This window comes from Mycoplasma miroungirhinis (genome assembly GCF_013008815.1).
Lineage (GTDB): Bacteria > Bacillota_I > Bacilli_A > Mycoplasmatales > Metamycoplasmataceae > Metamycoplasma > Metamycoplasma miroungirhinis.
Genome location: NZ_CP053097.1, coordinates 731,276 through 752,606, shown reverse-complemented (window position 1 = coordinate 752,606; position 21,331 = coordinate 731,276). Strand labels below are relative to the sequence as shown.

18 protein-coding genes are annotated in these 21,331 nt (G+C 23.2%); 14 read left to right on the top strand and 4 right to left on the bottom strand.

Annotated features, from left to right (window positions below):
• Positions 1-39: 39 nt before the first annotated feature.
• Both HLA92_RS03140 and HLA92_RS03135 read right to left on the bottom strand, forming a co-directional pair.
• Entirely contained in the window at positions 40-1,089 is a 1,050-nt protein-coding gene (locus HLA92_RS03140) for an MAG5150 family histidine triad lipoprotein (RefSeq protein WP_171113455.1), read from the bottom strand.
• An 8-nt stretch (positions 1,090-1,097) separates the two neighbouring features.
• Positions 1,098-2,891, bottom strand: a complete 1,794-nt coding sequence (locus HLA92_RS03135; RefSeq protein ID WP_171113453.1) for an MAG3240 family lipoprotein — start codon at positions 2,889-2,891, stop codon at positions 1,098-1,100.
• A 118-nt stretch (positions 2,892-3,009) separates the two neighbouring features.
• Here HLA92_RS03135 and HLA92_RS03130 point away from each other — a divergent pair, with 118 nt between their 5' ends.
• From HLA92_RS03130 to HLA92_RS03120, 3 genes are read left to right on the top strand one after another with little or no spacing between them, the layout of a single operon-like run.
• Positions 3,010-4,017 carry a ZIP family transporter gene (locus HLA92_RS03130; protein ID WP_171113451.1) on the top strand — a complete coding sequence of 336 codons (1,008 nt, stop codon included), beginning with the start codon at positions 3,010-3,012 and terminating at the stop codon, positions 4,015-4,017.
• Positions 4,008-6,500, top strand: a complete 2,493-nt coding sequence (locus tag HLA92_RS03125; protein WP_171113448.1) for an OppA family ABC transporter substrate-binding lipoprotein — start codon at positions 4,008-4,010, stop codon at positions 6,498-6,500. Before HLA92_RS03130 ends, HLA92_RS03125 begins: the two co-directional genes overlap by 10 nt.
• 2 nt (positions 6,501-6,502) lie before the next feature.
• Positions 6,503-7,294, top strand: coding sequence for a hypothetical protein (locus HLA92_RS03120; RefSeq protein WP_171113446.1), 792 nt, complete (start codon positions 6,503-6,505; stop codon positions 7,292-7,294).
• Between the two features lie 82 nt (positions 7,295-7,376).
• Here HLA92_RS03120 and HLA92_RS03115 read toward each other — a convergent pair whose 3' ends face one another.
• Complete coding sequence (locus tag HLA92_RS03115) at positions 7,377-8,357, bottom strand: aspartate--ammonia ligase (protein WP_171113444.1); 981 nt, start codon at positions 8,355-8,357, stop codon at positions 7,377-7,379.
• A 107-nt stretch (positions 8,358-8,464) separates the two neighbouring features.
• Here HLA92_RS03115 and HLA92_RS03110 point away from each other — a divergent pair, with 107 nt between their 5' ends.
• The 8 genes from HLA92_RS03110 (at position 8,465) to HLA92_RS03080 (ending at position 17,435) form a co-directional block, all read left to right on the top strand.
• The gene (locus tag HLA92_RS03110) at positions 8,465-10,294 is read left to right on the top strand and encodes an MATE family efflux transporter (protein ID WP_171113442.1); all 1,830 of its coding nucleotides are present in this window, start codon (positions 8,465-8,467) and stop codon (positions 10,292-10,294) included.
• A 108-nt stretch (positions 10,295-10,402) separates the two neighbouring features.
• Positions 10,403-11,242 (top strand): methionyl-tRNA formyltransferase, encoded by an 840-nt coding sequence (locus tag HLA92_RS03105; RefSeq protein WP_171113440.1) that lies wholly within the window; start codon positions 10,403-10,405, stop codon positions 11,240-11,242.
• On the top strand, positions 11,232-11,906 hold the full coding sequence (locus HLA92_RS03100; RefSeq protein ID WP_171113438.1) for a uracil-DNA glycosylase: 675 nt from the start codon (positions 11,232-11,234) through the stop codon (positions 11,904-11,906). Before HLA92_RS03105 ends, HLA92_RS03100 begins: the two co-directional genes overlap by 11 nt.
• A complete protein-coding gene (locus tag HLA92_RS03095; RefSeq protein ID WP_171113435.1) occupies positions 11,899-13,272 on the top strand; it encodes a M17 family metallopeptidase in 1,374 nt (457 codons plus the stop codon). Before HLA92_RS03100 ends, HLA92_RS03095 begins: the two co-directional genes overlap by 8 nt.
• Positions 13,272-14,612 (top strand): M17 family metallopeptidase, encoded by a 1,341-nt coding sequence (locus HLA92_RS03090; protein WP_171113433.1) that lies wholly within the window; start codon positions 13,272-13,274, stop codon positions 14,610-14,612. Before HLA92_RS03095 ends, HLA92_RS03090 begins: the two co-directional genes overlap by 1 nt.
• Positions 14,602-14,736 (top strand): hypothetical protein, encoded by a 135-nt coding sequence (locus tag HLA92_RS03370; protein ID WP_272869775.1) that lies wholly within the window; start codon positions 14,602-14,604, stop codon positions 14,734-14,736. The genes HLA92_RS03090 and HLA92_RS03370 overlap by 11 nt, the downstream gene beginning before the upstream one ends.
• 6 nt (positions 14,737-14,742) lie before the next feature.
• On the top strand, positions 14,743-15,639 hold the full coding sequence (locus tag HLA92_RS03085) for an ECF transporter S component (RefSeq protein ID WP_237023526.1): 897 nt from the start codon (positions 14,743-14,745) through the stop codon (positions 15,637-15,639).
• A 707-nt stretch (positions 15,640-16,346) separates the two neighbouring features.
• Complete coding sequence (locus HLA92_RS03080) at positions 16,347-17,435, top strand: hypothetical protein (RefSeq protein WP_171113431.1); 1,089 nt, start codon at positions 16,347-16,349, stop codon at positions 17,433-17,435.
• Positions 17,436-17,518: 83 nt separating this feature from the next.
• Here HLA92_RS03080 and plsY read toward each other — a convergent pair whose 3' ends face one another.
• On the bottom strand, positions 17,519-18,190 hold the full coding sequence (plsY, locus tag HLA92_RS03075) for a glycerol-3-phosphate 1-O-acyltransferase PlsY (RefSeq protein WP_171113429.1): 672 nt from the start codon (positions 18,188-18,190) through the stop codon (positions 17,519-17,521).
• A 99-nt stretch (positions 18,191-18,289) separates the two neighbouring features.
• On the opposite strand from plsY, the gene lepA reads away from it, so the two are divergent.
• From lepA to HLA92_RS03060, 3 genes are read left to right on the top strand one after another with little or no spacing between them, the layout of a single operon-like run.
• Positions 18,290-20,083, top strand: a complete 1,794-nt coding sequence (gene lepA, locus HLA92_RS03070; protein WP_171113426.1) for a translation elongation factor 4 — start codon at positions 18,290-18,292, stop codon at positions 20,081-20,083.
• Between the two features lie 8 nt (positions 20,084-20,091).
• Positions 20,092-21,006: an MSC_0882 family membrane protein gene (locus HLA92_RS03065; RefSeq protein ID WP_171113424.1), complete on the top strand. Its 915-nt coding sequence runs from the start codon at positions 20,092-20,094 to the stop codon at positions 21,004-21,006.
• Between the two features lies 1 nt (position 21,007).
• Positions 21,008-21,235 carry a YneF family protein gene (locus HLA92_RS03060; RefSeq protein WP_171113422.1) on the top strand — a complete coding sequence of 76 codons (228 nt, stop codon included), beginning with the start codon at positions 21,008-21,010 and terminating at the stop codon, positions 21,233-21,235.
• The last annotated feature ends 96 nt before the right edge of the window (positions 21,236-21,331 follow it).

Below are 21,331 nucleotides of genomic sequence, written 5' to 3'. Positions count from 1 at the left end.
AAATATCAAGCAGTTCATACTTGATATTTTTAAACTTAATTATTCTTCAAAAGAGACACTATTTTTAGGTAATTTTAACTCATCTAATAACATTTCTAAATTTGTTTTTATATTACTCAAAATAGTTTTTGAATCTTCTTGTAATTTAAAATCTAAATTAGCATAAATTGTTTTTGAATCTTGAACAATTAAAGTTTCTAAATTGTATTTAAATAATTCAAATTTTTTATTAATATCATTTTCTTTTGTAGCATCCGCTTTTTTAACAAGTTGCATAATATTAGTAAATGAATTAATTAAAATAGTTTTATTAGTTTGATTATTAGTTTCTTTATTTATGATTTTAATAAAATCATCTACTCATTCTAAACTTTCATAATATAAATTAGCAGCAGCATGAGAGTGATTATGTTGATTGGAAGTTTGAGGATTAATATCATGTTCGTGTAAATGTTCTTCTTCAGTGAAGTGATCTGGATCTACTAATGTTTCTAAAAAGAAACTTCAAATATTTCTTAAACTACTTTGTAGCTGTTCATTTTCAATATTTTTTTCTAATAATTTGTTATTAATAACTTCTAGATTTTGAAAAAACTCATTGTTATCATTATTTAATTTAGTTATATGTGTTTTCATTACTAAATCTAAATCTTCTGATATATCTTCTAATTTATTTAAAGAAGTTGTATATTCTGATGCTTGATTTGCACTAATTTGTTCTGCACTTGCAATAGTTAATCAAGTAGATATGTAAGTATTTATTTGTTGTTTTTCTTCTTCACTTAAATTAGCACTTTTTGCAATTTCTTCTAAATCTGTTTTTAATTCTTTTAATAAATTTATAAACGCTTCAGATTTTTGAATAAATTTATCTGAATTTACCTTAATTTTATTAATAATAACTTTTGCACTATTATAATTTGTTTTTAAAGACTGATAATTTGTTGATTTGTTAATATTTGAAGCTTCTGGTTTTTTGTCTTCTTGTTGAGAAGGTGCACATGAAGTAACAATTGTAGGTACTAAAATAGCTACAATTGTACTAATTGAAATTAAGCTAAAAGTTAAAAATTTATTTTTGTGTTTCATTTTGCTCCTTAAAAAGTAAATGGTTTATTTTTAGTTTTATCATAACCTTTAAAACCATTTCATAAAATTATTTTATCTTGATTTTGTTGATTAAGTAGTTCAATTTCTTTTGAGTTTTGTAATGCTATAAAGTGAAATTTAAGTGCGACTTGGCCTGCTGAATAAGGCAAAGTAGCAATTTCAACTTTTATATGATTTAACATCGTATTAATGTCATCTTTATGAGTATTTATTGCATATTGTAAAACAAATAAGTTCAATCATGTTTCAAAATACTTAAATGCTTCAGAATCATAAGTTAATCATCCGGCTTCAAAATTACTTTTTATGTTGTTGTTCCATAAACGTAAATTATTAGCCATTTTAATATGTTTTATAGGTAGTTGATCAATGGTTTTTAAAATACTTTTAAATAAATCAGATTCAAAAAACTCATTTGCTTCAATACCCATAAAATCTCTTTTTTCTTGTTTATTTATTTTTAATTGAAATGTATCTTTTTGTAAATTAAATTTTTCTAAATTTGGATTAAAAGTTTCGAATAATAATTGATTTTTAATTTTATTTATTAGTGGTTTCATTTTATGACCATGGTCATCAAAATCACTGCTTAATCATCAAAAATATTCTTTAGAATCATCTTGATGAATGACTTCTATTTTTATTTTTAATAATTGTCTTGTTCCAAAAAACGAAGCCACTTCGCTTGAAACAAATCGATAGGCTTTATCTGTATTTTTTTTGTATTCAGGAACTTCTAATTCAATTAAATCACTGTGTTTATTCAAAAAATAATTAAAACTATCACCACTTATAAATTCAGGACTAAACACATTATTTACAAAACTATTAATATCATTAACAGAATATATATTATTAAGTTTAAATTTCAATATTGGACTTACTAAATATTCATTAAAAAGTTTTAAATTATCAATATTTTCAAAAACTCCAAATTTAGGATCATTTAAGTAATTTTTAAAACCAAATAAATAAAACTTTTTATTTTTATTTTCATTAGTTAACAAACTTTGATTGTTCTTATCAAAACAATCAATAGAAAAGCTAACCATATTATCATTTTCATTGTCAAAAATGTCTTCTTTGTTAATTTTAATATTTAATTTAACTACATCAGTATTAAAGTAATTTATATAAGTTAATAATAAAGTTTCTCACATTTTCTTTTGTAATAAATTGTTTGTTCAAGATTTTAATCTTATTGTGTTTAAATTATAAAAATATCCATCAAAAAATTTTAGATGACTAACTTTACTTCAAGTTCCATTTTGCATATCATCAATTATTTTATAAATTAATGATTGAATATCAGGAAAAGGTTTTAAACCTACTTCAGAATATCTTATGTTATACACAGTTGGTAAAGTGTTTGTAATTCATGGTGAATAATTTGTGGTAGTTTTAATTATATCTTTATCAAATTGGATAAAAAAATCATTTATATCTATTTTTGATGCTTCTTTAGTTTTTATTGCATCAATAATTTCTTCTTCTCCGATTTCAATCCCTAATTCATTTATTTTAGGTTTTTTGTGCTTGAAAATATCATAATAAGTGTTATCGTTATTGAAATTTTGTACATCTTTGTTTAAAAAAGGATAAAAATCATTTAAAATATTGATTTGTTTATTGTTAAATGACATTAATAAATTTTTATCAATTATTTTTTCATTTATGTCATTATTGTTTAAATTTTGTGTATTACAAGATAAACAAATCAAACAACTTAAACTAAATAACGGTAAAACAAAGCCTAAAAATAACTTATTTTTTTTTAACATGATATTTCCTTGCTATAATTTTTGCAACTATTCATTTTGCAATTATTATTATAATCTAATTATAAAAAATTTGGTAAAATTATGTAAGTTATTATCAAAAATTATATAAAGGGGAGTTATGTTTTTTAAAGAAATTGATTTTAATAACAATCTTGAATTGACAATTTTAGTTAACTTATTAATTTATGCATTTATTCTACTTGCTGCACCAGTTATTATTTCTTTAATATTAAGTGCAATAAAACCTAAATTTTCTAAAGATAAAATGATTTATCTTTATGCTTTTAGTACTGGAATGTTTTTAATTATTGGTTCAGCTGGATTTATAAAAGAAGCTATTATCAATCTTGAATCTTGATTTCACTCTAATGAAACTAATGGTGGTCTAAAATTAACGGGTGGTAATGTTACAAAAGAACAATTATATATGGCAATTATTGTTGGAATAAATGCTATTATTGGTTTAACATTAGTAATTATTTGAAGATATATTTCGATAAAAAAACATAAAGGTCATATTCATAAATCTCATGAAGAACATGGACATTCAGATCATATTATCTCATTTAATGATATCGATAATCCCAAAGCTGCTTGAATTGCTATTTTAATGTTGTTAATCCATAGAATAATTGATGGCCTTGTTTTAGGACTAAGTGTTTATCAAATGACAAGTTCAAATTATACAAATCCAAATATTGGTTTAATTGTGACATTTAATATTCATATTTTAGTTGAAAACATTATTATTTATTATCGTCAAACACAATATGGGCAAACTAAATGAAAAGCTATAAAATACAATTTATACACAATGTTATTAATAGTTCCAATTTTATTTGTGGGTGCTTTTGTAGGTAAATATTTAGATTATCAAAAATGAATGATTCCTTCATTTCAAATCATTGGTGGTGTAATTATAGTCTTTACTGCAATCTTTGAATTAGTTCCAGAATTTATTCATAATAGAAATTCATCAGTCAAAGTACTTTATACAACATTTACATTTTTTGCACTAAGTATCATATTAACTTTAATTATGCTTTCATTCCACTCTCATACTCAACCACCTAAACTTATAGGCCAACCAATTGAAAATATCCAAGGAATAATAAAATGAAATTAAAAAATCTTTTTTTAAGTTCTTTATTATTAACAATCCCCTTTATAGGATTTTTTGCAACAAGTTGTAAAATCAATAATTTTTTAGAAATTAATGATAAATACAATGAATCATTTAATTTTCCTAATGAAAGTAATAATTTTTCAATTTATAATAAAAATAATATTTCTAAAAAAATTAATAATTTAATTTCTACAAAATTATTTAGAATAGTTTCACAAGACCAACCAGAAATTGATTTTGTTAATAATCGAATTTTAAAACCTTCTAAAATGTTTTTAAAATTCGAACAAGCTACTAAAATTCAAATTACATGGAACAATAATAACAAAGAAGAAATTTCAATTTTTAATACAGATACTATTAATAATGTTTCTTTTGATGATTTATCTTTAAATAATCAAGTTATAGGTTATCGTAATTTATATGAATTTATTAAAAGTAATGATGAACATTCTATTAATAGTTGAAATTTTAAAAAAGCACTAGAAAACGCTAAAAAAATCGAAATTTTTGTTGAAAATAATAAAAATCCTTGGCTTGATTCAGAATTGAATAAGACAAAACATCATCTTAATATACAAGATTTTAAACTTGGTTTTTTAAAATCAATTATGTCGTCTCTAACAAATCGCCAAAAAATTTTAAAAACTAATAAATTACTTGATTATGATGAAAAAATCACTCAAAATATAAGTTATTTTAATCAAGATAATATCTTAAATTATTTACAATCAAATAATATTGAAACTAAACAATTTTTAGATCCCAATTTTATAAAAGATGATTTACCTTTAACCTTTAAATTAATAGAAAATAAAAACATTAAATCAAGTAATTGATGGACAGTATTTCAAAATATCTTTTTATTAGATAATGTAACTGATGCTTTACCTAGTTTTAAATTTAATTTAGATTTTTCTTTAAATGAGACAAAAAACTATGATTTTTTATATGAATATGGAAAAACATATAAAGATTTATTTTATTCAAGTTATTATTTTATTTCACAAAACACACTAAATAATATAAAGTTAAAGAAAAATAAATATTATATAAATAATACTAATTGACAAAATGAATCTCACTTTAATGAAATAAATTTTAAATTTAATGTTTTACCAATCAATTTACAAACTTATAATATTCAAACTTTTAATGCTTTTAATCAAAATCTCAATAGTGTTTTGGATTTTGATAATTTAGATGAATTACAAAAACAAAGTATTATTGATAATTTAGAAAATTACAATCTGAACTATTTTAAAAACTATCAAACATACAATAATCAAACTCCTTTAATTATTAATTTGTTTCCTCATTCTCAGAACTTATTTTTTAATAATACATTTAGTAGATTATATTTTGGGCTAACTAAAAATGAATTAAACAAAAATTATGAACTTAAAAACACAGTAACAAAACAAACAATTATTTTTAGAAATTTAATTAATAATGTCATAAACCCATATATTTTAAGTAATTTAAAAAATGCAGATATTTATCTTTCACAGGCTCCTAGTGGACTTTTTATATCTTCAAGCAATAATTCCAACACAAATTACACAAATTTAATTGATGCAACTCAACAAATATCAAAACAAATTATTTTTGATAATAATTTACAAAAAATTAATAAAACCACAAGTTTTGATAATAAACAAAAAGCAAAAAGATTAGATAATATAATAAATTATAATGAATCATTAAAATCAGTTGATTTTTATCAAATCCAAAACATTATTAAACCAATTTTGGATGATTATTTCAAACAACATACTGATGAAAAATCAGTAACTTGAACCATTCCTATTGACAATAGACAGGGTCATTATGCAATTTCAAAATTAGCTTCATTTATTAAAAGTACTTTTAAAAATTTAGATAATAGACTAAATGTAGAAGTACAATTCATTGAAAACATTGACGATTACAATTTATTTTTTAAAAATCAAAATTCACTCTATAATGAAAATAATTTTGAACTAGTCACTACTGATACCAATGGTTTTTTATATAAATATTTAACACAAAATGATTACAAAAACTTATTAGAATTAATTTTTGTATGAGATGTTATTCAAAATACTCAATCTTATCCTGAAATTAATCAATTTATTAAAAAATTAGAAAATTATTTAAAAGATAATAATGCTTTATATTCACACAAAATATTTAATAATTTTAAATATCTAGATTTTGAACATATTAACACATTTTTTTCAAGAAACTTAAATTGAAATTTAGATACTTTTAATAATCTTTTATTATCTTTTATAATTCATTATTCACAAACACACACAACATTTCAAATTTTAAATTTAATTAATGAAATAGCAAATGTATTTAGTTATACAATTAGTGTTGATAATTACATTTCACTTAATAGTTTTTCTAAAAAAATCTTACAAAAATACATAATTAAACCTGCTTCATATTACAATTTAGAATATTTACAAGATACATTAATCTTAGAAAAGAGATAACTATGACAAAAAGTAAAAAAAATTTAATTTTTATGTCTTTAATTTCTACTACTCCATTATTAACAATAGCAACTATTTCTTGTGCTTCAAATCAAAACCAACAACAAGTAAAGGATTTACCTTTAAGTCAAATCCAACAAATTTATGATTCATTTGATTTAGAAATAAAAAATCCGCAAGTAACTTTTGAGGAATTTAAACAATTATTTACACAAAAATATACTGAAAATAACAATGATATTTATAAAACTTTTAAAGATTCAGAAATACAAAATATCATTGCTACAAAATTAATTGATATAAATAAAATCCAACCAGGTCATGAGGTTATTATTGCTCCTAAATTTAACTCAACAACTCAACAATTTATTTTAAATATAAAAGTAAGACATATTCAAGGATCTTATATAGAAGGTAAGGAAGAAGGTAATGACACTATAGCAAAAGGACAATTTAAATTATTTTCTGCACAAGATAAATTAGCACAACAAAAATTTATAAATCAGTATGCAAAAGATATTGTCTTTAAGCTAAAAGATAATGTAAATAAATCAGATATTTTAAATGTATTAGATGAAAATAAATTAACAAATTCAGAATATGTCTTTAATAAATTATCAAAAGAACTAACAGATAAAATAACTTTTAATCTTCCTCAAAATAAAAGACCACATGATACAGTTTTAGCATTTAATATTGATACAAGTAATTCACAAATTAAATTAGTAATTTTACTTAAAAACGCACGAAATTCAGAAGAAATTCTTTTAAAAACTTCAAAAAGTTTAGATTAATTTAAAGCCTTTAAGGCTTTTTATTTTGAAAATTTCAAAATAAAAATGCCAACAATGGCATTATTTTAATTTATTAAATTATTTATAATAAATTAATTCCTTTATTTTTTAAATTTTGTTTTTCTTGATCTGATCAAATACTTACTTGAACTTCTCCAATATGTTGTTTTTCTAATAAAAACATCGCAATTCTACTTTGACCTAAACCACCACCAACAGTATATGGTAATTTTGAATTAACAATATTACTATGATATGAACTAATATTTTCAATATCTTCTTTAGTTTTTTTGTATTGATTTATAATTGCTAAATCATCTACTCTTATTCCCATACTTGAAATTTCTAAAGCACAATCATTAGGTGCATGGTAAACAATTAAATCACCATTTAGATTTCAATCATCATAATCTTTTGCTCTTAGTGAATGTGGAACTTTATCAGCTAAAGGATGACCAATTTCTGTTATAAATACTGCTTTGTGTTTTTTTACTATTTCATATTCTCTTTGGTCAGGTGTTAAATGTGGATATAATTTTTGTAATTCAGATGAAGAAATAAAAAATAATTTATTAGGTAATTTTTTTGATAATTGAGGATATTGAGCTCTAATTTTTTTATCAGTTGTTTTTAAACAATCAAAAACATTTTTAGCAATTTTTTGTAAAGTTACTTTGTTTCTTTCTTCTTTTGCAATAATTAATTCTCAATCTCATTGATCAACATAAATACTATGTAAAAAATCTAGTTCTTCTTCTCTTCTTATCGCATTCATATCACAATATAATCCAGTATGCATTTTAAAATTATAGTTTGCTAATGCTTGTCTTTTTCATTTTGCTAATGAATGAACTATTTCTAATTTATCATCAAAATCTTTAACACTAAAAACAACTGGTTTTTCACCATTTAATCCATCATTTAATCTACTACTTGATGTTAAAAATAATGGTGCTGAAACTCTTATTAAATTTAATTTTTTAGCAATTGAAAGTGAAAAAATACTTTTTAATTTTGCAATTGCATATTGAGTTTCATTAATATTTAACAGGGGTTTATACATTTTTTCTCCTTTAAATTTAAATTTTACTAAAATAAACATCTAAAAATGGAAAAATTATGAAATATTTACATATAGTGATAAAATAAATCATTATTAGAAAGATAAAAATGACTACAATAATTTCAGAAGATAAAAAACAACTAAGAGCAATAAAATTATTTGAAAAAACACCGATCAAAAAAGCTATTTTTATTGTTACAATTCCAGGTATTTTAACTATGTTAACAATGGGGTTATATGCTTTTTTTAACCAAGTTTTTATTTTAAATTTTGTTCCTAGAACAATTGGATTATTAGATGGTGATTTAGCTTCAAATAGTGATAAATTATATTTTTATCTAAACAGTAATTTACCACATTTAAATAGAGAACAATTTGATTTAATGTTTAGTTATTACACGTCAACATTACCAAAAGGTGAATATATTTCAACTATTTCTAGTGATGTAATGGCCTCTATATCAATTAATGCTGCGGCACCATTTTTTCTTACTGCAAATGCTGTGATATTTTTAATTCCAATGGGTTCAAGTGTCTATTATACAAAATGTATTACTAAAAAAGTAGAAAGAACAGGAAAAGACCTTTGAGCGACTACTTTTTGAACTTCATTTGCTGTAGCTTTATTTACAACTTTTTTAATATATGTTTTTATTTGAAGTAATTTAACAGGTCAAGTTATAAGTCATTCTAAATTTAATGCAATTAGTTTAAAACAGTTAGATATGGAATTTAAAAACAAGGATTTTTTAGAAAATTCTAATCTCTTACCTTCTCAAATTTTTACATCTTATTATGACGCAAGTCGTAAAATGGCTACTTCTTGAGTAAATACTTATTTATATATTTATGGCTCAGGAAGTATTTTACAAGCTTTATATTTATTATTTAGTTATTTATTAAGAGCAGAAGGGAAAAATGCTCATGTTATGATTTGGGCAATTGTTGCTAATATAATAGGTTTAGCTTTTGATGCTTTATTTATTATTGTCTTTAAAATGGGAATATTAGGTGGTGCATTAGCAACATTAATTGGTTGAGTCTTTAACTTAGCCTCTTATTCTATTTATATCCTAATTGGAAACAAAAAAAATAACACGTGATTAAGTTATAAACATTTATTACATTTTAAATTTAGATGAAAATTATTAATGCCAATTTCATTATTAGGTTTAAGTGCTTTTGTCAGAACATTAGGTGTTGGACTAATCAATTTAATGATAACCTTGCTTCTAAATAATCTTCCATTTAGTGATGGATTTACTAACGTTTATAATTGAGCAAAAGCTGCACCAAGTATTACATTATTTGCACTTGCTTTATTTGGAATAAGTGATGGTGCGGCTTCATTATTAAGTTATAATTACACACAAAGAAATACTAAAAGAATTCGTGAAATATATTGATGGTCATTACTTATTGGTGCAATTTATGCTTTAGTAGTTTATATTTTAGTTGCTTCATTTGCTAAATATTTTGCACTTTCATTGTATGTTCCTGAAGATAGATTAAATGATGTAATTTTATATATGCGAATTAATATGTTAAGAATGATTTTTTATAGTTTAGCTATTGGTGGAATATTATTATTTAGAGCAACAAATGATATTAAAATGTCGATATTAATTGTGTCACTAGAAACATTTATAACATTTTGATTTGTCATGGGAATTAGTGTTGGTATTGGGTTTACTTTATTTAATAATGGTTATCCAAATAGTCAATCTAGTTTAGTAGTAAGTATTGGTTTTGCATTAAATGCATTAGCAGTCGGAATTATAAGTTTTATATTAAGTCTAAAATGATTATATAAAACACTACCTAATATAGATAAAAACCAAAAATTATCTTGAAGTTTAAAAATTGAAAATAACTTTTTTGAACATGCTTATGAACTAGAAAATGCACACAAAAAAGCATTATTAGAAAATAATTAAATAATTGCATTTTACCATAGATGCTTTTATTTTTTTTATAAAAAAATTTGTGTAAATAACTTAATATTTTTCTTTGTTTATATGTTAATTAATTTATAATTTATTAATATGAAATTACTATTAGCAGGAACAATAAAATTTAGTGCAAAAATTTTTGAATATTTAATTCAACACTACGAAATTGTCGGAATTATTTCACAACCAAATCGAAAGTTAAATAGACATAAAGAAGTAATAGAAACTGAAGTTGCACAAATTGCAAAACAATACAATATAAAATTGTTTCAACCAGAAAAAATATCTGATATTTATGAACAATTAGCAGCATTAAATTTTGATTTTTTGATAACTGCTGCTTTTGGGCAATTTATTCCAACCAAAGTTTTAAATTTAGCCAAAATTGCTTCAATCAATATTCATGGATCACTACTGGAAAAATATCGTGGAGCTGCACCAATTCAACATTCTTTTTTAAATTATGAAAAAGAAATGGGTATTACTTTAATTTATATGACTAAAGAAATGGATGCAGGTGATATGATAGCAAAAGCAAGTTTTCAAGTTGAAGAAGAAGATACGGCACTTGAAGCATATGATAAAATGGCAAATTTAGCTATTCAAAATATAGATTCATGACTAAAAGGTTTATATTCAAAAACAATTTCTGCAACAGTTCAAGATGTTTCTAAAGTTTCATATGCACCAAAATTATCAAATCAAGATAGCGAAATTACTCAAAATATGACTCAATTAGAAGCTCTAGCTAAAATTAAAGCTTTAAATAATCAACCAGGTGCTTTTTTAATGTTTAATAAAAAAAGAATAAAAGTATTTAGAGCAACTATTAAAAAAATTAAAACACCTCTTAAAGTTATGTTTAGTGATGGTTATTTATATTTCTATGAATACCAATATGAAGGTAAAAAAATAGTTAAACATGAGATTTAACTTAAAACAATTTTTAGAAGAAGAATCACAAAAAGAATATTTTATCAATCTACAAAACGCCTTAAACAATGAAAATAAAGAAATTGTACCTAGTAAAAACAATTGATACAAAGCTTTTGATTTAGATTGATATAATATCCAAATTATTATTTTAGGTCAAGACCCTTACTATACACCAAATACAGCCGATGGACTTGCTTTTAGTACTAATGATAAAAAAATTCCTTCTTCACTCAAAAACATATTTAAAGAAATTAAAGCAACTTATCCTCATTCTGTTTTTGAAACTAACAATTTAGATTATTGGAAACAACAAGGAATATTATTATCCAACACCAAATTAACAACAGTTTTAAATCAAGCTCTTGCACATGAAAATATTGGATGAGAAATTTTTGTAACCAATGCAATAAAAAAAATTTTAGAATTAAATGAAAATGTAATTTTTTTATGCTTTGGTCAAAAAGCATTAAAATTTATCGAAAATTTAAACACCAAACAACATTTTGTTCTTCATACTTCTCATCCTTCAGGATTGAGCTGTTATCGTGGTTTTTCAGGTTCAAACATATTTTTAGAAGCTAATAATATTTTAAAATCATTAAACAAAAAAACCATTGATTGAAGTACTAAAATAGTGAAATATAAGGAGATATATGAATAAAAATTATATACAAACTAAAAATGACTTTCCACTTTTAAAAGCTGTTTTTAATGATTCTAATGTAGAAGAATTTGTATCTAAAAATAAATTAGCTCTAACATTAGATAATAAAAACAACATTTTGTATTTTTATGTAAATACTATTGATAATTACACACAATTAATATCAAAAGTAAATTATATTATTGAAAATCAAGATCAAAATCTTTTAATTGATATCAAAAGTTTTGTAAATGAAAATGTGAGTTATGAAGATGCTTTAAGAGCATTTTATTTAAGAAATAGTTTTTTTAATGATGAAATTTATAATCAAAAAACAGATAAACAAGATCCAAAATATCAATTAGACTTTTTCTTAGAAACAGATGAATATAGACAATATGAAAAAAAATTAAATTTACTTGTAGAAAATACTAAAAAGACAAGAAACTTACAAATAACTCCACCTAATATATGTACCAGTGAATGATTAGCGGATTATATTGAAAAAGACTTCCAAAACATTGAAAATGTTACTGTTAAAATCTTAAAAAGACAAGAAATAGAAGAATTAGGTATGGGTCTAATGTTATCTGTAAATGCAGGTAGTTTATATGAACCTCGCGTTGTTGTAATTGAATATTTACCACTAAAAGATTCAAAAGAAAAAATTACTATTGTAGGTAAAGGAATTACTTATGATTCAGGTGGTTATAATATAAAAACTAATGGTTATATGAATTATATGAAAATGGATATGTCAGGTTCAGTTATAGCAGCTTATGCACTGAAAAATATTGCACAAAATAAAATTAAAACCAATGTTAGTGTAGTTATGATGATTACTGATAATAAACTAAATAATAACGCATCTGTTCCAGATAATGTTTATGTATCAATGTCTAAAAAAACAGTTGAAATTGTTGATACAGATGCTGAAGGAAGACTAGTTTTAGCTGATGGAATAACTTATGCAAAAGATGTCTTAAAAGCGACAACAATTATTGATGTAGCAACATTAACTGGAACTATTTTAACAGCATTAGGTGATAAATATACTGGTATTTATACAAATAGCGATACAGAGTGAAAAATATTTGCATTATCTGCAAAACTAGCACAAGAAAAAGTATGAAGAATGCCTTTACACGAAGATTTTAATAAACCTAATAAAGAATCATTAGTTGCTGATTTATTAAATTGTTCAACAGATGCAAAACTAAGTGATTGTAATATTGCAGCCTCTTTTTTATACAATTTTGCAACTGAAAAAGTTAATTTTATTCATTGTGATGTAGCAGGTACAGCAGAAGATGAAAACCATAAACCTCTTGCTGCATTAGTTGCAACATTAACAGAATATGCTATTCAAAAGGAGAATCAATAATGCAAAAATTTATATTAAGTGCTACATTTGCTTATAATAATGAAAATAAATGAAAAATTACTGAAAATGTGTATGAAAATGAAGCAAAAGTTAATTTAGGTGAAGCAGATAAATTAACTTTTGAGGACTTAGAAAACTTTGCAATTAATTTACCTAAAAAAGCTAATCGACCTTATACAATCAATTTAGATTCTTTTGTTACTAAAAATTTAGATATAAAAGAAATTATCAAATGTTTTAGCTATGCTTTAAACTATGGTCAATTTAAAACATTTTCACTTAAAACAGAAAAACAAGAACAATTAATTTTTGAACATCAAATATATGCAAAAAAATTAAGTAATTATGAAGATATTATTAATAAACAAAAAACAATTGCAGAAGCAGTTAATAACGCTAGATATTATCAAGCATTAAGTCCAAATATAGCAAATAGTGAAACACTTGCTAAAATGATTCCTCAACATTTTGAGAATTTAAAAAACGTTAAAGTTTCAGTATTAAATGAAAGAGATATACACTCGTTAGGAATGAATTTAATGTTAAGTGTTAATAAAGGTTCATTATTTTTACCAAGAATGATAATAATAGAATATACACCTAATCCTTTAGATACAAATAAAACTGTTTTAGTAGGTAAAGGAATAACTTATGATTCAGGAGGTTATTCATTAAAATCACCTAAATCTTTAGTTGGTATGAAATATGATATGACGGGTTCTGTTGTAGCTGGATTTAGTTTAGAGGCAATTGCAAAATTAAACGCAAATAAAAATTTTGCAGCGGTTTTAATGCTAACTGATAATCGTATTAATGGTGATGCATCTTTACCTGATAATATATACAAATCAATGAATGGAAAAACAGTAGAAATCAATAACACCGATGCTGAGGGAAGATTAGTTCTAGCTGATGGAATTACTTATGCAATTAGAAACTTAAAAGCAACTAGATTAATTGATATTGCAACTTTAACTGGAGCTATTTTTAAAGCATTAGGTGATACTTATGTGGGAACTTTTGCTACTTCAGATCAGTTTTTTGATGAATTTAAACAAGCTTCTGCTTTAGCTAATGAAAAAATATGAAGAATGCCAATGGATGAAGAATATGCAAAAAATATTAAATCATCACAAGTTGCTGATTTAAAAAATGCAGATTTAAGTGGTTTAGGTGGTTCAATTTCAGCTGCAATGTTTTTAAATGAATTTAGAGAAAACACAGATTTAATACATTTAGATATTGCCGGTGTAGCAAAAAAAGATAATCATTCTACAATTACAATGATTAGAACACTAGTGGAGTTAGCATTAAATGAACAAGGTCAAATTGAAAATTAAATTGGATGAAGTTAGAGATTTAATAAAATACGCTTATACATCTACTACTTCATCAGCTTCATATATTTTCCATGAAGCATGATTTAAAAAACATTTTATTGGATTTAACACCTTTCAAGGATAATTTAAAGTGAAAAAACCAAAAATAAATTTAAATGTTAAAATTTCTCTAGAAAATAAAGCTAAAAAAGCAAAAATAAGTTCATGATTAAAAAATAATTTAAAATTAACTGTTTATGATATTGCTATTTTTGGTTTATTAATAGCACTATACATGATTTTCCATTCGATTCAAAAATTTGTTCTAACAGGTCCAAAACATATTTCTTTAACTTATGCATTATTTGTTATATACGGAATGATTTTAGGACCTATAAAAAGTATGATTTTAGGAATTTTATGTGATACTACTTCTCAGTTAATTTATGGAATTCAGTTTTGGATGCCAGAATATGCTATTATTCCAGCATTAATATCACTTACTAGTGCACTAATTTTTAAACTTAAAAAACTCGAATCTAAATGACAATGAATTACAGGAGTTTTTATATTACTTTTTATAACCACTATTTTTATTTTAGTAATTTCTCTTTATGGTCATTCAATAGCTCAGAGTGAAACATCTAAAAAGAAAAAAATCCCATTTAATATTGTGTTGGCAATTTCAATAACATCTCTAAGTTTAATTTGAATAGGTGTTATTACAAGTTGTTTACTTCATTTTTTATCTAAATCAATTAAAATTAAAACATTAACACAAAAATTATTCATTATTTTATTAAATGTAATTATTATAATGGTTTTATATCGTTGATTATGAGGACCTTTTGCATATATAAATTACCATAATAGATTTAGAAGTGGAACATGACAATATCAAGAATATTATTTAGTTTGAATGATTCCGATTGTTTTTAAATCATTAATAGAAATTCCTGTTTATGTATTTATTATTTTCAATTTACAACCAGTTATTAAGTTTTTAGGTAATAAATACAAATATGAAAATTTAAAAAGACAATTTTAAAATTAAAAACGATAAATTTGTAATTTTTTTACACTTTTATATCGTTTTTTTTGTTTTAAAAATAATATAATTCAATTAATACAAAGAATAAAAATGAAACCAAAAAGAAAAATAATTTATTATATAGCAATTTCATCTTTTTAAATATTAAGTATAACACGTAGTTTGTTTGGTGAACACAAGGCTATTAAAACAACTCTATTTAAAATAAGAGAAAAATCCTACAATAATTCCACACAAGCGAGAAGAACCTAAAACATACCCACCACAAAGAAAAAAATCCATTATAATTCCAAATGAGTGAGAAGTACCTAAAAAATCTCCTTCTAAAAAAAGAAAAACACCACCTGTTATATTTCCTGTAAAAACTAAGAAAAAGAGAAAGAAAAACAAAACAATATATAAACAAACTTTATTTTATGATTGATAATAAATAATCTACTTTGATAAATTTTCATTAAGTAATGAAATAATAATTATATTCATTTTAAATGTGCTATTGCTAAACCTTGAAGTTTTAAAATTAGTACATTTTTTTATATGAAAATTAAATTAACCTTTTAATTAAAAAACTTAATTTTACATATAAATTTTAAAAATATAGTAGTAAAAATAAGATTTTTGCCACTTTTTTAACGTTTTTTTTTTTTTTTTTTTGTTTTCATATTACAATTAAAATTATATAAACCAAAAAACGGAGAAAGTCAATGAAAACAAAAACAAAAAAATTATTATTTTTTTCAGTTTTTTCTGTTGCATTAGCTACAAATGTAGCATTAGTTAGTTGTGCAAAAGCACCATCAGAAAATAATAATATGAAACAAGCTGGAGATAATCAAAAAATACAATATAAAACAAAAGACATTATACTAGATAACAACGAAGAATCACGTTATGAAAAATTCATTAGCGAAATAAATTCTATAAGTAACTTATCTCAAGAATACAACAAAATTTCTATCAAAATACCACAATTATTTAATCTTAAACTTGAAAAACAATTTGATAGAAAAGATTTTGAAGAAAATGTTCTTCCTTCTATAAATAAAGCAGATTTAAGTTTTAATTTAGAATTAAATGACAATGATTCATCTGAATTTATTGTTGATGGAGAAATGAGTTTAAAAGAAATTGAAGATTTTTTAGAAAAACAATTTAACAATTACTATGTTTCTCAACAATTTTTTTTGAATGATTTAGCACACGCAATTGAAAATGTAAAATCAAAAGCATCTAAAATAACTGAAGAAAAAGCTACAAAAGATGGAAAATCAGTAGAGTATAAAAATGTCGTAACACTTATTAAAAATTGACTTTTTGATAATTCAATGATTAAAATATCTGATAACATAAAAATCCTTGAAATAAATCAAAATAAATTACCTGGTTGATCTCTGAACCTAAAAGTTAAAGTTAATGATCAAACATCTAAAAATATCAAATTAGATTTCAAAAAACCAAACAAAGATTGAGATGCAAATAAAATAAAACAAGAAAATTTAACTCGTGGTTTTATTAAAAAAACAAAAAATAAATGAAATGAAAATATTCAAAAATCAAAATTTGCTCAAAAACTTGAAAAAATAATTCAAACTTTAAAAGTCGCTATTATAATTGATGATCAAAAACAAATAACTTCAAAAGCTGCTCCATTTTTATGAACTAATATTATAAGTAAATATATTGCAAGCAAAACACCTTTTCCAAAATTTATCTTAAATAAAATAGGAAATAAATTTATAGTTCCAAAACTACAAAAATATATTTCTATGTTAGAAGAAAAATTAAGTAAATAAGTTTTAAAAATGTACTAATGTCAAACTTTAAGTTCAACAATTAGTACATTTTTTTATATGAAAATTAGGATAAAATAATAATATTATTTTTGAAGGATTTTATTTTCACTTTTATTTAATAATCTTGAAATATTTTTACGATGAGAAATTAAAACAAAGAAATAACTTATAAACAAAATAATTGCAGGTAATCAAAATATATTTTGTGTATTAGTAAAACCCAATATACCATCAGACATTCAAGGAATTAAAGAAAATAAACTTATAATGAAAGGTACAATTATAGAAGCTAATGATACATATTTAGTTGCTATTATAATTAATAAAAATAAACTAATAGCAACTAAAAATAAAATAAAATTAACAGCTAAAGTCAGACCTAAAAAACAACTTACTCCTTTTCCTCCTTTAAATTTAAAATAAATAGGAAACAAATGACCTAAAATAACCCCTATACCACAACTAATAGAAATAATATTTTCTACATATGGTTGTAAATATAATTGTTTTTGAATTAAATACACTAACATTATTGTTAAATATGATTTTAATAAGTCAAATATAAATACTAATAAAGCAACATTTTTCCCATATTCACGGAATATATTTGTAGCTCCTGCGTTTTTAGACCCGAAGTTTCTTATATCTTTTTTATATATTATTTTACTTATTAAAATACTAATATTGATTGAACCTATAAAATAACTAAAAATAATTAAAATTAAATTTATTCAAATATAATTTGCATAATTCATAAATTAATTATATAAAACATTTATTTTTTTATAAAAAATAAGCTCTTATCATCTCCGGTTACACAATAAATAGCAAAAATTTATTATAATATATAAACTATGACAGATAAAAAAATCAGAAACTTTGCAATAATCGCACATATAGATCACGGTAAATCTACTTTAGCAGACCGTATTTTAGAAATAACTAATACAGTTGAAAAAAGAGATTTAGAAGCTCAACATTTAGATCAAATGGAACTTGAACGTGAAAGAGGGATAACTATCAAACTAAATGCTGTTGAAATTAAATATAAAGATTATGTTTTTCATTTAATTGATACTCCAGGACATGTTGATTTTACATATGAAGTTTCACGTTCTCTTAAAGCCTGTGAAGGTGCTTTATTATTGGTAGATGCAACTCAAGGAATTGAAGCTCAAACTCTTGCAAATGTTTATCTCGCAATGGAACATGATTTAGAAATTATTCCCATTATTAATAAAATTGATCTACCTTCAGCTAATCCTGAAGCAGTTAAAAAAGAAATTGAAGATATAATTGGAATTGATGCTTCAGATGCTATTTTAGTTAGTGCTAAAACAGGTCAAGGAATTGAACAAGTTTTAGATGCTATTATAAACAGGATTCCTTATCCTAAAGAAGCAGATACATCTAAACCATTAACTGGACTTATTTTTGATAGTTATTTTGATTCTTATCGTGGTGTTGTGTTATTAGTAAGATTATTTAATGGCAAAATATCTGTTGGCGATGAATTTATTTTAATGCATAATAAAATGAAATTTTCAGTTACTGAACTAGGAATTAGAACACCAAAAGAAATTAAAAAAGAATTTTTACAAGCTGGACAAGTAGGGTGAATTGCAGCAAGTATTAGAGATGCAAAATATATTCAAGTAGGTGACACTATTACTTTAACATCTAATCCATCACCTGAACCTCTTCCAGGTTATAAAAAGTTAAAAAGTGTTGTTTATACTGGTTTTTATCCTGTTGATACTCGTGATTTTAATGATTTAAAAGATGCATTAGAAAAAATTTCTTTAAGTGATAGTTCAATAACTTATCAACCCGAAACTTCAAAAGCACTAGGATTTGGTTTTAGAATTGGGTTTTTAGGAATGCTACACATGGAAATTCTTCAAGAAAGACTAGAACGTGAATTTAATTTAGATATTATAGCAACAGCTCCTAGTGTTGAATTTTATCTAACAAAAACAGATAATGAAGTAATCAATATCACAAATCCTTCTTCATTACCTGAAAGTAATTACATTAAAATGATAGAAGAGCCTTATATTAAAGCAAGTATTTTTCTCCCTCAAGAATATTTAGGTTCAATTATGGATTTATGTCAAAACAAACGAGGAAAATATATTGACATTGAATATATTGACCAAAATAGAAGAAGATTAATATATGAATTACCCCTAAATGAAATTATTTTTGATTTTTTTGATTTACTAAAATCATATTCAAAAGGTTATGCAAGTTTTGAATATGATTTTATCGGATTAAGAGAATCAAAATTAGTTAAAGTAGATATTTTATTAAATGGTGAAAAAGTCGATGCTTTAGCAATGATAGTTCATAAAGATTCAGCATACCAAAGAAGTAGAGAATTATGTGAAAGATTAAAAACTGTTATACCTCGCCAAAACTTTGAAGTTCCTATTCAAGCTGCAATTGGTGGTAAAATTATAGCAAGAGAAACTGTTAAAGCTTATCGTAAAGATGTTACTGCAAAACTGTACGGTGGAGACGTTACTCGGAGACAAAAATTACTAAAAAAACAAAAAGCTGGTAAAAAAAGAATGAAAAGTATAGGTACAGTAGAAGTACCCCAAGAAGCATTTTTAGCAATTTTAAAAACAGATACATCCAAATAAGGAATATTATGGAATTACAACCTTGAAATAAAGAACATTCTAATCAAAATAAAGATACTCAACAAACAGCTACTTTATCAATCAATAACACTATTGAAAGTAAGTACTTTGAATCTACCGAAACAAAAGATCCAGAAGGATTTATTCCAAATAGTATTATGAGAATTTATAAATGAGAAACTGTATTAAAAATTTATAACATAATTATTATTTGTATTTTATTAGCAACATCAACAATACTTGTATTATTATTAGCTTTAAAACCTTCATTATTTAAGTTACAAAACACTCCTTGAGTTTGATATATTTTATTAGGGTTTTTTATGTTAATAATGTTGTGAAAACTTATAAACGATCTAATTGAATTATCAAGCTTGAAAAAATCCATTAAAGATTATCGAGATACAATTAAACGGGAAGAAAAAACCACTCCAGCTTTTATTGTTATTTTATATAGACAATTAACTTTAAGACAAATTTCTCATAATTGAATTACGATTGCTTTTACTTTTTATTTTGGAATATTTACATTAATATTTTGAGCAATTAAAGATTCACAATGAATTCAATATGGTGATTTAGTTCATAAAGGTACAAATAAACCAGCTTTTGTTTTAGATTTTAAAGAATGAATTAATTATTCATTCCCTAATCCAACTAACTGAGTTTATGTATTTTCTAGCATAATAATTTTTGTAATAATAATTCATATTATTTGAGCAATATTTAGAAAAATAAGAATAACTAATATTAGAGATTCATTTGGTTTAGATACTGAAATTATTCAAAAAATTCAAGAACAAAAATCAAAACAAAATCGTTTTTATGCAAAAATATTTTTAATATCAATACTTTTAGTATTAATATTACCATTTATCATTTATATTTTCACAAAGAAAATATTTGTAAGGAAAAGAGGTTAAAATGTCAACAGGTGCTATTGTAGCTTTATCAATTGGTTTATTTTTACTAGGTTTAATTATTGGAGCTGTTTTTGCAGCTTGATTAACCCAACGTAAAATCAAAAAACAATTGGATGAAAATCCCCCAATTAATGAAAAAATGATTCGTGTTATGTTTGCTCAAATGGGACGTAAAGCTTCAGAAACACAAATAAAAAGTATTATGCGCTCTATGAAACAAGCTAAATAATCACTACAATTTTCTATTCTAAAAATCAAGTAAATACAATTAAATTAAATTTGTATAAAACTTGATTTTTTATTAAAATATTATTGTTATTGTGTA